General features: G+C 58.4%; 12 protein-coding genes and 1 pseudogene. 11 read left to right on the top strand and 2 right to left on the bottom strand.

Annotated features, from left to right (window positions below; genetic code table 11):
* The 6 genes from ACPYOJ_RS08575 to ACPYOJ_RS08550 all read left to right on the top strand — a co-directional run.
* The coding region (locus ACPYOJ_RS08575) for an ABC transporter permease (protein ID WP_481415854.1) at positions 1-646 on the top strand (646 nt) is incomplete at its 5' end.
* Positions 643-1,278: a hypothetical protein gene (locus tag ACPYOJ_RS08570; protein WP_481415853.1), complete on the top strand. Its 636-nt coding sequence runs from the start codon at positions 643-645 to the stop codon at positions 1,276-1,278. The genes ACPYOJ_RS08575 and ACPYOJ_RS08570, both read left to right, overlap by 4 nt.
* A gap of 178 nt (positions 1,279-1,456) precedes the next feature.
* Positions 1,457-1,666 (top strand): hypothetical protein, encoded by a 210-nt coding sequence (locus tag ACPYOJ_RS08565; RefSeq protein ID WP_481415852.1) that lies wholly within the window; start codon positions 1,457-1,459, stop codon positions 1,664-1,666.
* A 210-nt stretch (positions 1,667-1,876) separates the two neighbouring features.
* Positions 1,877-2,866 carry an ABC transporter substrate-binding protein gene (locus ACPYOJ_RS08560; protein WP_481415851.1) on the top strand — a complete coding sequence of 330 codons (990 nt, stop codon included), beginning with the start codon at positions 1,877-1,879 and terminating at the stop codon, positions 2,864-2,866.
* Positions 2,867-2,913: 47 nt separating this feature from the next.
* On the top strand, positions 2,914-3,681 hold the full coding sequence (locus tag ACPYOJ_RS08555; protein ID WP_481415850.1) for an ABC transporter permease: 768 nt from the start codon (positions 2,914-2,916) through the stop codon (positions 3,679-3,681).
* Entirely contained in the window at positions 3,650-4,390 is a 741-nt protein-coding gene (locus ACPYOJ_RS08550) for an ABC transporter ATP-binding protein (protein WP_481415859.1), read from the top strand. Before ACPYOJ_RS08555 ends, ACPYOJ_RS08550 begins: the two co-directional genes overlap by 32 nt.
* Before the next feature lie 138 nt (positions 4,391-4,528).
* Here ACPYOJ_RS08550 and ACPYOJ_RS08545 read toward each other — a convergent pair whose 3' ends face one another.
* Positions 4,529-4,855 (bottom strand): hypothetical protein, encoded by a 327-nt coding sequence (locus ACPYOJ_RS08545; protein ID WP_481415849.1) that lies wholly within the window; start codon positions 4,853-4,855, stop codon positions 4,529-4,531.
* A gap of 580 nt (positions 4,856-5,435) precedes the next feature.
* Here ACPYOJ_RS08545 and ACPYOJ_RS08540 point away from each other — a divergent pair.
* The 5 genes from ACPYOJ_RS08540 (at position 5,436) to gfa (ending at position 10,715) form a co-directional block, all read left to right on the top strand.
* On the top strand, positions 5,436-7,340 hold the full coding sequence (locus ACPYOJ_RS08540; protein WP_481415848.1) for a methanol/ethanol family PQQ-dependent dehydrogenase: 1,905 nt from the start codon (positions 5,436-5,438) through the stop codon (positions 7,338-7,340).
* A gap of 161 nt (positions 7,341-7,501) precedes the next feature.
* On the top strand, positions 7,502-8,020 hold the full coding sequence (locus ACPYOJ_RS08535) for a c-type cytochrome, methanol metabolism-related (protein ID WP_481415847.1): 519 nt from the start codon (positions 7,502-7,504) through the stop codon (positions 8,018-8,020).
* Between the two features lie 3 nt (positions 8,021-8,023).
* Positions 8,024-8,887, top strand: coding sequence for a substrate-binding domain-containing protein (locus tag ACPYOJ_RS08530; protein ID WP_481415846.1), 864 nt, complete (start codon positions 8,024-8,026; stop codon positions 8,885-8,887).
* A 56-nt stretch (positions 8,888-8,943) separates the two neighbouring features.
* Entirely contained in the window at positions 8,944-10,071 is a 1,128-nt protein-coding gene (locus tag ACPYOJ_RS08525; protein WP_481415845.1) for an S-(hydroxymethyl)glutathione dehydrogenase/class III alcohol dehydrogenase, read from the top strand.
* A 74-nt stretch (positions 10,072-10,145) separates the two neighbouring features.
* The gene (gene gfa, locus ACPYOJ_RS08520; RefSeq protein WP_481415858.1) at positions 10,146-10,715 is read left to right on the top strand and encodes an S-(hydroxymethyl)glutathione synthase; all 570 of its coding nucleotides are present in this window, start codon (positions 10,146-10,148) and stop codon (positions 10,713-10,715) included.
* Positions 10,716-10,964: 249 nt separating this feature from the next.
* On the opposite strand, the pseudogene ACPYOJ_RS08515 reads toward gfa, so the two are convergent.
* Positions 10,965-12,157 (bottom strand): annotated as a pseudogene (locus ACPYOJ_RS08515) (IS256 family transposase).
* Positions 12,158-12,691 lie beyond the last annotated feature (534 nt).

Here is a 12,691-nt window from a genome sequence, read left to right as displayed (position 1 = left end):
CTACAAGACCTACGTGCTGTATGAGGTCTATATCACGCCCGGCCTTTGCGGCATGATCCTGCTCTTCAGCGGCATGCAATCCTCGCTGTCGATGGTCTATGACCGCGAAATGGGCAACATGCGTACCTTGCTGGTCAGCCCATTCCCGCGCTGGTTCCTGCTGGTATCGAAGCTATTAGCCGGCGTCATCGTATCGATCGCTCAAGTCTACGTGTTTCTCGCCATTGCCGGGTTCTGGGGCGTGAAGGCGCCGCCGATCGGCTATCTCCTGGTATTTCCGGCACTGTTCATCGGCGGCATGATGCTCGGTGCGCTCGGACTGCTGCTTTCCTCCGTTATCAAACAGCTCGAGAACTTTGCCGGTATCATGAACTTCGTCATATTTCCGATGTATTTCGCCTCCGCGGCGCTTTATCCCCTGTGGCGCGTTCAGGAAGCGAGCCCCCTTCTTTACAAGATTTGTCTCGTCAATCCTTTCACCTATGTCGTCGAATTAATCCGTTTCGCCTTCTATGGGCTGGTGGAGTGGACTTCCCTCGCCGTCGTCTCTGGGTTCACGATCATCTTTCTTGCGGGCGCCATCATGGCCTACGACCCTTCTCGTGGGCTGATGATCCGCAAGCAGGATACGGGAGGAAATGCATGATGGATCGCTTAGGCCTCCTGCTCCGACTGGCCCGCTCTATTGTTCTTGCGGCGATCACCGGTTTTCCGATTACCGCGTCGGGCGCCGATGCGGATTGGCCGTGCATCCAGCGTAAGGTGCCCGAACTGTCGTTGGGTCAGATCTGGAATGGGCCGGAGCTGCCTGAATCGGCTAGGGGATGGGCAAAGGATGACGATATCTCGACGCTGGTTCGGCAGACGGCTGCCAGACGTATCCCTGTCGCGGAGGCCCAGCAGGACATCCGGGATTTTGCGGCAAATCTGCCTGGTGATCAGGTCGAGAGCCGGATGACGATGCTGGTTCAAGGGCTATTCGATCACATGAATGCGGAACGCTCCCACGTCATCTCCGGCATCGGCCGCTATGCCCGCAAGCAGCTCGAGCTTGCGGCAGCGCTGCGCAAGGAGGCGTCCGAGGTCGATGCCATGCAGGCCAAGCCGGAGGCGAATCCGGGCGAAGTCGCCGAGCGCACCGACCGGTTGATCTGGCAGACGCGCCTCTTCGAAGAGCGCGCGCAGTCGCTGACATATGTCTGCGAGGTGCCGACGATCATCGAGCAAAGGCTGTACCAGCTTGCCAAGACCGCGTCAGAGGTGCTCGCGAAGAAGTAGATTCGATCGAAGGGCTTGCGCAGGGTGAATATCGAAGAGTGCATTAGCATATTGTTGACGACTTTTGCGGGAGCGCGTAGCTTGATCAGGGAGAAAATCTACGACATTAGCGATCTCCACGCGCCACAGGACGCTGCGATCAGCGCGAGGGCCAAGGGCGGTCGGCGTGAGGTATCGAGTGAATTTGGTCGATCTCATTCTCACTGTTTGCCTGACGGCAAATCCTGGCAATTGCCGCACCGAGCACCTTTATTTCGAGTACGGGGGCTCCCTGGTGCAATGCATGTTTCAGGCCTCGATCTACGTCGCGAGGTGGTCGCAGGAGAATCCGAAGCTCAAGGTCATTCGCTGGAAGTGCGCGTATCGCGATAACGGCGAAGACATCTGACCGAATCTGCGGGGATCAAGAGCCGGATGATTTTAGGTCGAATCGACCTAAAATCTGAATCCGCCTCTAAATCAAAGAGGTAGAACGGGATATCGCCCGAAAGCCGCAAACACTTTTCGGCATCCCGCTCTAATGCATGTCGCTGAAATTTGTGCAGCGGTTTTGCGGCAACGACATGCATAGAAACAACAATCTATGGGAGGCGTGGCTATGATCTCGCGACGTTGTATCTTGTCGATGGCGGCATTTGCGGCTGCGGGGGCCGTTGTCGCGACGCCCGTCGTCAGCAGGGCAGCCGGCAAAATTCGCGTGGGTGCTCTGAAATTCGGGACAGTAAGCTGGGAACTCGATACGCTGAAGCGCCACAAGTTCGACACTGAAAACGGTGTCGAGGTCGAAGTTGTCTATTTTGCTGGTGAGGATGCGTCCAATGTCGCGATGCTGGCCGGCGATATCGACGTCATCGTGTCCGACTGGCTCTGGGTTTCCCGCGAGCGTTCGGCCGGACACGATCTCACATTGGTTCCCTATTCGACGGCGGTCGGTGCCATCATGGTGAAAGAGCAGTCGCCAATAAAGGGGATCGCCGATCTCGAGAACCGGAAGATCGGAGTAGCCGGCGGACCGCTGGACAAGAGCTGGCTCCTGATTCAGGCGCTTGCCAAGCGTGATCATGAAATCGACCTGGTTGCCAGCAATGAGATCGTGTTCGGCGCGCCGCCGCTGCTTTCGGAGAAGGCGCAGCAGGGCGAGCTCGATGCGGTCCTGAATTTCTGGCACTTCTGCGCGCGCCTGGAGGCGAACGGCTTTCGGCGATTGATTGGAGCCAACGAGGCGGCAGAGGGCCTTGGCGCGTCTGGACCCGTTTCGGCGCTCGGTTACGTCTTTAGCGAGAAATGGGCGCTTGAAAATCCCGGTGCTGCGATGGGCTTGGTGAAAGCATCTGCGCAAGCCAAGGATCTCCTGGCCTCTTCCGATGAGGAGTGGCTGCGGCTCGCACCGCTCGTGCGGGCGGAGGGGCAGGAGCTTAAGAAATTGCGCAACCGATATCGCGAAGGAATCCCTCGGCGACCGGTATCTGACGAAGAAGCCGACGCAGCGAAGCTTTACAAGGTTCTGGCAGAGATCGGCGGCACGAAGCTGGTCGGAACGGCGCCCGAGATGGCAACTGGCACGTTCTGGGCGGAGTTGACGAAGTGATTACTGAAAACGTGCCTTCAATGAGACGGAAGGCGCCACTGCATCACATGAGGTTGCCCGCGTTCATTGGGCCGTGGCTGACGACATTGCTCTCTTTGGTGGGGCTCGTGCTGCTCTGGAACCTCGCTGCCGATTTGTGGCCGAGCCGAGCCTTTCCGCCACCGGCGGAGGTCTGGGGAGTGCTCGTCAGGGAGGCGGCAAGCGGCGAGCTCTTCTATCATCTCGGCGCGACGCTTGCCCGCGTTGCCGCGGCTTTCTTCCTTGCGATGATGATCGGCTCCATCGTCGGTGTTCTTCTTGGGAGCAATCGACGCGCCGATCAGTTCTTCAATTCCTGGCTGATCCTGTTCCTAAACATACCGGCGCTCGTTATCATCGTGCTTGCCTATATCTGGTTCGGTCTCAATGAGGCCGCTGCAATCGGCGCTGTTGCGGTCAACAAAATACCGAACGTCGTGGTGATGATGCGCGAGGGGGCACGCGCCCTGGATCCACGGTATGGCGAGATGGCGAGCGTCTATCGCGTCGGCCCGCTCGATCGCGTCAGGCATATCCTGCTTCCGCAATTGCAGCCCTATTTTGCGGCTGCAGCTCGCTCCGGCATCGCGCTGATCTGGAAGATCGTTCTGGTCGTGGAACTCCTTGGCCGCTCGAATGGAGTGGGCTTCCAGATTTACCTCTATTTCCAGCTCTTCGATGTTGCCGCCATCCTGGCCTACACCCTCGCTTTCGTAGCGGTCATGCTGCTTGTTGAACTCCTTCTGGTGCAACCCTTTGAACGACATGCGACCCTTTGGCGCCGACGTCCCGCTTAGGGTCGACATCGCCGAAAAGAGATTCCGTTCCGCTCAAGACGTCGCCCTGACGGCGCTCAGGGATCTTTCCTTTGAGGTCCGCCGGGGTGAATTCGCCTGTCTTTTCGGGCCTTCGGGCTGCGGCAAGACAACCACACTTCGCATACTGCTCGGCCTCGACAAGGATTTTACGGGATCGTTCCAACTCCCGGAGGGCGAAAACAGCCGCATCGCTGCTGTGTTTCAGGAGCCCACACTGCTGCCTTGGCGGACATTGGAGCAGAATGTCAGGCTGACCTTGCCAAAGGCACAGAGGAATCGCGATCTCGCCTGGTTGTTCGAGAAGTTGGGCCTTTCTCCAATGCTTTCCCTCTATCCTTCGGAACTGTCCCTCGGGCTTGCGCGACGGGCTGCCCTGGCGCGGGCCTTTGCGACGGAGCCGACGGTGCTTTTTCTCGACGAGCCTTTCGTATCACTTGATGAACCCACTGCCCAAAAGCTTCGCCATCTGCTGTTGTCGGTCTGGTCGGCGCGGCCGACAACAGCTCTTATGGTGACCCACAATCTGCGCGAGGCATTGATGCTGTCAGATCGCATCATTGTGCTTTCACCGCAGCCGGCGCATGTTGTCGGCATATTCCAGGTGGAATTGGAGCGACGGTCTCGCACAGCCGATGCCACGGGCGAGCTCCTGCGGTCGTTCCAGCAGAGATTTCCGGACGCTGTTTAAATGCCGCTAAAGCTCCCAGCATTGGTGTAGAGATCTTGCTGCAAGCTTGCTTAAATCGGTCCGATTTAAGGACAAAACCATACCGGAATTCGAAGTGCTACAGCGACCTTCGTGTCGACCTATCCAGCCAAACCCTGGTCAGAAGCATCGGATGTCGGCCTCGGCTTGGGCGCGTCTTAGCTCCGAGCTGGCTGCCTTGGCCGACGCGCTTTCCCGAAAGAGCCCGCTTGCTTCGCCGGTCGTTTGCGCCATTCGCCTGAACGTCTCCGCAGCGACATAGTCGTCGTAAGGGATGATTGACGCGATCACGTCGATCGAGCACGAGCAGCGCTCGAGCATGTCGCGCGTTTCACCGTTGGCTTTCATGCAGCCGAGCACATAATCGGCAATCGCTGACGTCGGATAGTCATCGGCGGCTTGCACCGGAGGCATACCGATCAACGCCGCGGCGAGAAAAAGGGGCATTCCTGAACATCCCATCAATCTTGCCACTGTCGTTCTTCACATTTGCCAGCTCGGGTAGCAACGACGGATTTCCTTGAACGTGCGCTTACGCGGCGGAGCCCGGTTGCATCACTGATGCAACCGGGAAAATTTCAATCGCCAACTCACGCCAATCCGGAAATTTACATGTAATGATATAATCAGAAAACGTCAAAGGATTATCATGTTACCGGGGATTCCGAGGGCGGGCGCGATAGAATATCTAAGTAAAGATGTCCGCTTTTACTTTCGAAGGTGAATGTCCCGAGACGCGGCTTTTCGCAGTGCACATATTTAGCCGTAACATTGAAAAAATATTGTTTTCGCTTGCGTGTTGCTTTTTTATGACATAGTCTATCAACTGTTTCCGGCTTCAAAATGGCTTCACTGAAGTAGGGAGTGGTGACAGTCTTTCGCAGGCCAAGCGAGGTGGGTAGACATGGTGCCCTCTGTACGCATCTGGCTCTGACCGTGACACGCTGTCGGAAATACCCCCGTCACGCTGGGCAAGTCCCTGTGCGCGTGGCAATCGATTCCTGATCGTGAATTCTGGGAGGATTTCATGCGTGAACTCACGAGGATAGGTCGCATTCCGTTTGCCGCAGCGTTGTTGGCATGTGCTTCGCTCACAGGAGCGTGGGCCAATGACGATTTGCAGAAACTGGCCTCGGATTCCAAAAACTGGGCCATGCCGACAGGCGATTATGCGAACACCCGCTATTCGAAGCTGAGCCAGATCAACAAGGACAACGCCAAGGATCTCGAGGTCAAGTGGACCTTCTCGACCGGCGTTTTGCGCGGCCACGAAGGCGGCCCGCTCGTCATCGGCGACATAATGTACGTGCACGGACCATATCCGAATCCGGTCTATGCGCTCGATCTCAAAAACGACGGCAGGATTCTTTGGAAATACGAGCCGAAGCAGGATCCGAAAGTCATTTCGATCATGTGCTGCGACACGGTCAACCGCGGTGTCGCCTATGGTGACGGCAAGATTATCCTGTATCAGGCCGATACGATGGTGACGGCACTCGACGCCAAGACCGGCAAGGTCGCATGGCAGGCTCAGAACGGGGAAAAGATTGACGGAAGCCTTTCTGAATCCGGAACGTCTGCACCAATGGTGGTCAAGGACAAAGTCATCGTCGGCGTATCCGGTGCCGAATACGGCGTCCGCGGTCACCTAACGGCCTATAATCTGAGCGACGGGAAGCTCGCTTGGCGGGCCTATTCGACGGGCCCCGATTCCGAAACGCTGATAGACCCGGAGAAGACAACGCATCTCGGTAAGCCGGTAGGCAAGGATTCCGGGATGAACACCTGGGAAGGCGAGCAGTGGAAGACCGGAGGCGGAACCACGTGGGGATGGTACTCCTATGATCCCAAGCTCAATCTGATCTACTACGGCACCGGCAATCCTTCGACCTGGAACCCGAACCAGAGACCCGGCGACAATCGCTGGTCTATGACGCTCTTCGCGCGTGATGCCGACACCGGCATGGCCAAATGGGCTTATCAGATGACGCCGCATGACGAATGGGATTATGACGGCGTCAACGAAATGATTCTTGTCGACGGCCTGCAAATCAACGGGCAACCGAGAGATGTGCTGGTCCATTTCGACCGTAACGGCTTTGCCTACACCCTGGACCGCGCGACGGGCGAACTCCTGGTTGCCAAGAAGTACGATCCGACGGTGAACTGGGCGACCGAAGTCGTGATGGATCCAAACAGCAAGGAGTATGGCCGCCCCCAGGTCGTCGACAAGTACTCGACTGAATTCAACGGCGAGGATGTCAACACCACGGGTGTCTGCCCTGCAGCACTTGGAACCAAGGATCAGCAACCGGCAACCTATTCGCCAAAAACCAAGCTGTTCTATGTGCCGACCAATCATGTCTGCATGGATTATGAGCCATACCGGGTGGGCTATACTGCCGGTCAGGCCTATGTGGGCGCGACGGTGACCATGTATCCCACGCCCCGCAGCCACGGCGGCATGGGTAATTTCATCGCCTGGGACGCGGCCAAGGGTGAGATCGTCTGGTCCAAGCCTGAGCAGTTCTCGGTATGGTCGGGCGCGCTTGCCACCGACGGTGACGTCATCTTCTACGGCACGCTTGAAGGCTACATCAAGGCGGTGGATACGCAAGGAAACGAACTTTACAAGTTCAAGACCCCCTCCGGCATCATCGGCAACATCAACACCTTCGAACATGACGGAAAGCAATATGTAGCCGTTCTGTCGGGTGTCGGCGGCTGGGCCGGTATCGGTCTCGCCGGTGGCCTTCTAGGGGCGGAGGGTGCTGCGGCTTGGCAGACGGCGGTGGCCGGAGAAAAGGCCCCGACTGACGAAAGCAAAAGCATCTCCACGGCAGGATTGGGTGCAGTCGGTGGCTATGCCGCATTGGCTGACTACACCACATTGGGTGGACAGCTAACGGTATTCGGCCTTCCGGATCAATGATGCCGGCGACCGGTTAGCACAGCCGCCGAAGCATAACGATGCGAGAGCCCGACACAGCGCAAGACTGCCGGGCTCTCGGTTTCCACCAGATCATAACATCAAGCGCCTCGTCCAACCGGGAATGCAGGTGGGCAATGGCGTTCGGAGCAAGAGGTTTATGAATGTCATTGCATTTCATTGTTCGCGCACTTGCCCCGTTTCTGCCGTTGGTGATCGGCGTCGCACAGGCGCAAGACAGCAAGGAAAAGGCGGCCGTCGCGACGGAGGAAGACGGAAAATATTTTGATGCCGATGGCAATCCCACCTTCAAGATCGAGAACGGCGTCGTCGATTGGTACACATTCAGCGGATATCGCCGCTATCACGCCGATTGCCATACCTGTCACGGGCCTGATGGCATGGGTTCCTCCTATGCGCCGGCGCTCGCCCAGACCATGAAGAACATCGACTACGCGACCTTCATTTCGATCGTCGCGGAAGGACGCAAGAATATGACCGCCGGCAAGGAAAATGTGATGCCTGCCTTTGGCGACAACAAGAACGTTTATTGCTACCTGGACGACATTTACGTCTATCTGCGCGCCCGCGCCGTCGAAGCGGCGCCGCGAGGCCGACCGCCTCAGAAAGCCGACAAACCCCAGGCCGCGAAAGAGCACGAGGCCTCGTGCATGGGGAGCTGAAACATGGCGACACGCATGTCCCACCGCCTCGAGCAGATCGCGCCGCTGGCGCTGCTGCTCGCACTCGTCCCCGGGGGAGCGCTGGCGCAAGGAGCCGGGCTTGGTGCAGCGGGGGAACTGGTCGATCCGGACGTGCTGAGAGTCTGCGCGGACCCATCCAACATGCCGTTCAGCGACGAAAGCGGCGAAGGCTTCGAAAACAAGATCGCCAAGCTTGTGGCCGAAAAACTCGGACGAAAATCGGTCTCCTATACCTGGTTTCCGATGGTCATCGGTTTTGTGCGCAATACATTGCGGGCCAATCGTTGTGACATCATCATCGGCTATCCTCAGGGTGACGAGCTGGTGCAAAACACCAACGCCTACTATCGATCGACCTATGTCCTGATCTACAAAAAAAGCGGCGAACTCGACGGCGTTGAAACCATCGAGGATCCGAAACTGGCCGACAAGAAGATCGGGGTCGTGCAGCGTACGCCGCCAAGCACCAACATGGCGGCGGCGAAGCTCATGGGAAAAGCCAAGATATACCCGCTTGTGGTGGATACCCGCGTCGCACCCTCCATGGCCGAAGTGATGATCAAGGATCTGCTCGACGGCGTGATCGACGCCGCGGTCGCGTGGGGACCGATGGCCGGCTACTATGCCAAGGAGTCCGGTGCCGACCTCGCCGTCGTTCCGCTCGTGAAAGAAACGAGTGGTTCGCGAATGACCTACCGGATCACCATGGGAGTGCGCCCCTCCGACCAGGAATGGAAGCGGACGCTCAACCGGTTCATCAGCGACAATCAGGCGGCGATCAACAAAATCCTGCTCGAATACAATGTGCCGCTGCTCGACGAGAACGACAGGCCGATCACCCAGTAGCGGAGCTACAATCGGCAGATCGCCAAAATGCAAGGCTTTCAGGGGAGGAGACGAAGATGAAAACCCGCGCTGCTGTTGCCGTTGGAGCCGGCAAGCCCCTCGATATCATGGAGGTCGATCTGGAGGGCCCGCGCGAGAGCGAGGTGCTGGTCGAAGTGAAGGCGACCGGCATTTGCCATACTGATGAATTCACCCTCTCCGGCGCTGACCCGGAAGGCATCTTTCCCGCCATCCTGGGCCATGAGGGCGCGGGCGTTGTGGTCGATGTCGGCAAGCGGGTGACGAGCGTCAGGAAGGGTGACCATGTCATCCCGCTCTATACCCCGGAATGCCGGCAATGCCCTTCGTGCCTGTCGCGCAAGACGAATCTGTGCACCGCGATCCGGGCCACTCAGGGCCAGGGACTGATGCCTGATGGTACCAGCCGTTTCTCAGCCGACGGCAAGAAGCTCTTCCATTACATGGGTTGCTCGACGTTCTCAAATTTCACCGTGCTGCCGGAGATCGCAGTCGCCAAGGTCAATCCGGATGCCCCCTTCGACAAGATCTGCTACATCGGCTGCGGCGTGACGACCGGTATCGGCGCTGTCCTGAACACCGCCAAGGTCGAAGAAGGCGCGACGGCGGTCGTGTTCGGGCTGGGAGGTATCGGTTTGAACGTCATCCAGGGCCTCCGCCTTGCCGGCGCCGACATGATCATCGGTGTCGACATCAATAACGACAAGAAAGAATGGGGCGAGCGCTTCGGCATGACCCATTTCGTCAACCCGACCGAGGTTGACGGCGATGTCGTGGCCCACCTTGTCAACATGACGAAGCGCGGGGCCGATCAGATCGGCGGCGCCGATTACACCTTCGATTGCACGGGCAACGTGAAGGTTATGCGCCAGGCCCTCGAGGCGGCCCATCGCGGCTGGGGAGAATCGATCATTATCGGGGTCGCAGGCGCTGGTCAGGAAATCGCGACACGGCCGTTCCAGCTGGTCACCGGCCGGGTCTGGAAGGGCACCGCTTTCGGCGGAGCGAGAGGTCGCACCGACGTACCGAAAATTGTCGACTGGTACATGGCTGGCAAGATCGAAATCGACCCGATGATTACCCACACGCTTTCGCTCGACGAGATCAACACAGGTTTCGACCTCATGCACGAGGGCAAGAGCATCCGTAGCGTCATCGTATACTAGCCCGCTGCCGAGGCCGGCCGGAGATTTCAAACCGCAGCCAAGGCTGCAAAAACAGGGGAGAACATACCATGGCAATGGAAATATCGATCCATCCGGCAATCGACAGCGGCGTCACGCCGGCCGATAGCAATTTCAGCGGCGGCACGCTGGTCTGCGCCTGCGTTGACCGACCGGTAAAGGTCGCCATTAAGGGACAGGTCGCACACAATCACGTCTGTGGCTGCACCAAGTGCTGGAAGCCAAAGGGCGTGGCCTTTTCCATCGTGGCGGTTACACCACATGAGAATGTGACCGTGCTGGAGAACGGAGACAAGCTGACGATCATCGACCCCGATGCGCTCATTCGGCGGCATGCCTGCAAGGAATGCGGTGTGCACATGTACGGACCGGTTGAACGCGATCACGCTTTCAAGGGGCTCGACTTCGTACACCCAGAGCGTTTCCAGGAGTCCGGCTGGGCACCGCCCGGTTTCGCCGCCTTCGTCTCCTCAGTGATCGAGTCCGGCGTCGAGCCGTCACGTATGGACGGCATTCGCGCCCGGCTGAGGGCGCTTGGCCTTGAGCCATATGATTGCCTTTCCCCCGCCCTGATGGACTTTGTCGCAACGTGGGTAGCGAAGCGATCAGGGGCACTCCCGAGCTGACGGCGCATTGTCGCTTGCCGCACGGCCGTCGTCGCGATTTCGGCGCCGCGGCAACGGCTGTATGCGTGTGCGTGGCTCCGCCTGGGGCGCAATCAATGATGGCGATCACACGTTGACCTTTATCAACCACTTCATGTCGACAGAATCTATGCGAGTCAGCCATGAAGCCTTCTTCTCAGGGATCGTGTCTCGGGGAGTGGTGAGCTTCCGGCAGAGAGCCGTGCTTTCCGACAAAGAGCCGGCGCGATATCAGCGCGCCACAGCAGGCAGGCTGATTTGTGGATCATCGCTCATCTGAGCGATTGTTTCCAGCGTCATGTAGCGGGACCGTTGCACCGCCCATTCATCGTTCTGTTCGAGCAGCAATGCGCCGACGAGGCGAATGATGGCCTCGTCGTTGGGAAAGATGCCGACGACCTCAGTGCGTCGCTTGATCTCGCCATTTAGACGTTCGATTGGGTTGGTCGAATGCAGCTTGGCCCGATGCTCTTTCGGGAAGGTCATGTAGGCGAGCACATCTTCTTCGGCGTCGTCCATGATGGTAGCGAGTTTTGGAACTTTCGGCCTGATCTGATCAGCGACGCTGCGCCATTGAGCGCTTGCTGTCTGGGAGGTCTCCTGAGCAAAGGCCGTGGCAATGAAGGCGGAGACGACGCGCCTGCCGCTCTTGCCCGCATGTGCCAGGACATTCCTCATGAAGTGAACCCGGCATCTTTGCCAAGTGGCGTTGAGCACCTTGGTGACGACAGCTTTGAGGCCCTCATGGGCATCGGAAACGACGAGCTTCACACCGCGCAGACCTCGGCGCGTGAGCCTGCGCAGGAACTCCGTCCAGATCGGCTCGGCTTCGGACGTGCCGACTTCCATACCCAAAACCTCGCGCCGCCCATCGCTGTTGACGCCGACGGCAATGATAACGGCGACGGAGACGATACGACCGCCACGGCGGACCTTCAGGTAGGTGGCATCGACCCACAGGTATGGCCAATCGCCCTCGATGGGGACGATCCAGAAACGCCTTCACCTTGACGTCGATCTCCTCGCACAGGCGGCTGACCTGGCTCTTGGAGATGCCGCTCATGCCCATGGCTTTGACCAGGTCATCGACCGAGCGTGTCGAGATGCCCTGGATATAGGCTTCCTGAATGACGGCCGTCAGGGCTTTTTCTGCCATGCGACGCGGCTCGAGAAAACTTGGGAAATAGCTGCCCTTGCGCAGCCTGGGAATGCGCAACTCCACGGTTCCGGCCCGCGTCTCCCAGTCCCGATCACGATAGCCATTGCGCTGGGCGAGCCGCAGTGGGTTCTTCTCGCCGAAACCAGCACCCGTCGCGCCGCCGACCTCCAGCTCCATCAACCGCTCGGCCGCAAAGCCCATCATCTCCCGCAGCATCGGCGCTCTTCTCAACAAGCGAACGCACGTTCATCATATCGTCGGTCATCGGTGGTCTTTCCATCAGGTTGGTCTTGAACAACCCGACCCTAAATGGAAAACACTGATGGCCACCTAAACCTCAGGACCTACACCACCCGATGGGGCACGATCTTCTCAGTCAGGCGCATCATCAGTTGTGGACAAGCAAGTTCTTTCTCGCTGATTATATGGCCGCAGAGTAGCAGCCAGGCAGGCACGAAGGCTGAATGTTTCATCGCGCACGGTTGGGCCGACGGCGCTATTGAAAGATTGTTACGAAAGCCATTAGGAATGCCTGTGCCGAGCGTACCAAATCAACGGAGTTGAGAGCTGGTACGCCCCTAGGCTGCCTGTATTTCGCCCAAGGGCGTTGCAACCAAGCCGAACTTTCGTCCGCTGTCGTCTATGCTTGGCTGGCGACCTTTTCGATGCAATCAGCTTCTTGAGCGCGTGCGATAGACGCGCCATTCGCCACCCGCTTCAGGGTCCGCCGCGACTCCCATTCCACATCGCACCAGCGTGTCATTCGTGGAGACCAAACTGCGTCCTTGGGCGCGGAACC

It is taken from the genome of Rhizobium sp. SVR5-9E (assembly GCF_056755095.1).
The sequence above is the reverse complement of the archived record's forward strand: the minus strand, read 5'-3'. Positions and strand labels throughout refer to the sequence as shown.

Excerpts from the sequence above, each read along its gene's own strand:
- ACPYOJ_RS08570 (WP_481415853.1), top strand. The coding sequence starts at position 643 with ATGATGGATCGCTTAGGCCTCCTGCTCCGACTGGCCCGCTCTATTGTT.
- ACPYOJ_RS08560 (WP_481415851.1), top strand. The coding sequence starts at position 1,877 with ATGATCTCGCGACGTTGTATCTTGTCGATGGCGGCATTTGCGGCTGCG.
- ACPYOJ_RS08555 (WP_481415850.1), top strand. The coding sequence starts at position 2,914 with ATGAGGTTGCCCGCGTTCATTGGGCCGTGGCTGACGACATTGCTCTCT.
- ACPYOJ_RS08550 (WP_481415859.1), top strand. The coding sequence starts at position 3,650 with ATGCGACCCTTTGGCGCCGACGTCCCGCTTAGGGTCGACATCGCCGAA.
- ACPYOJ_RS08545 (WP_481415849.1), bottom strand. The coding sequence starts at position 4,855 with ATGCCCCTTTTTCTCGCCGCGGCGTTGATCGGTATGCCTCCGGTGCAA.
- ACPYOJ_RS08540 (WP_481415848.1), top strand. The coding sequence starts at position 5,436 with ATGCGTGAACTCACGAGGATAGGTCGCATTCCGTTTGCCGCAGCGTTG.
- ACPYOJ_RS08535 (WP_481415847.1), top strand. The coding sequence starts at position 7,502 with ATGTCATTGCATTTCATTGTTCGCGCACTTGCCCCGTTTCTGCCGTTG.
- ACPYOJ_RS08530 (WP_481415846.1), top strand. The coding sequence starts at position 8,024 with ATGGCGACACGCATGTCCCACCGCCTCGAGCAGATCGCGCCGCTGGCG.
- ACPYOJ_RS08525 (WP_481415845.1), top strand. The coding sequence starts at position 8,944 with ATGAAAACCCGCGCTGCTGTTGCCGTTGGAGCCGGCAAGCCCCTCGAT.
- gfa (WP_481415858.1), top strand. The coding sequence starts at position 10,146 with ATGGAAATATCGATCCATCCGGCAATCGACAGCGGCGTCACGCCGGCC.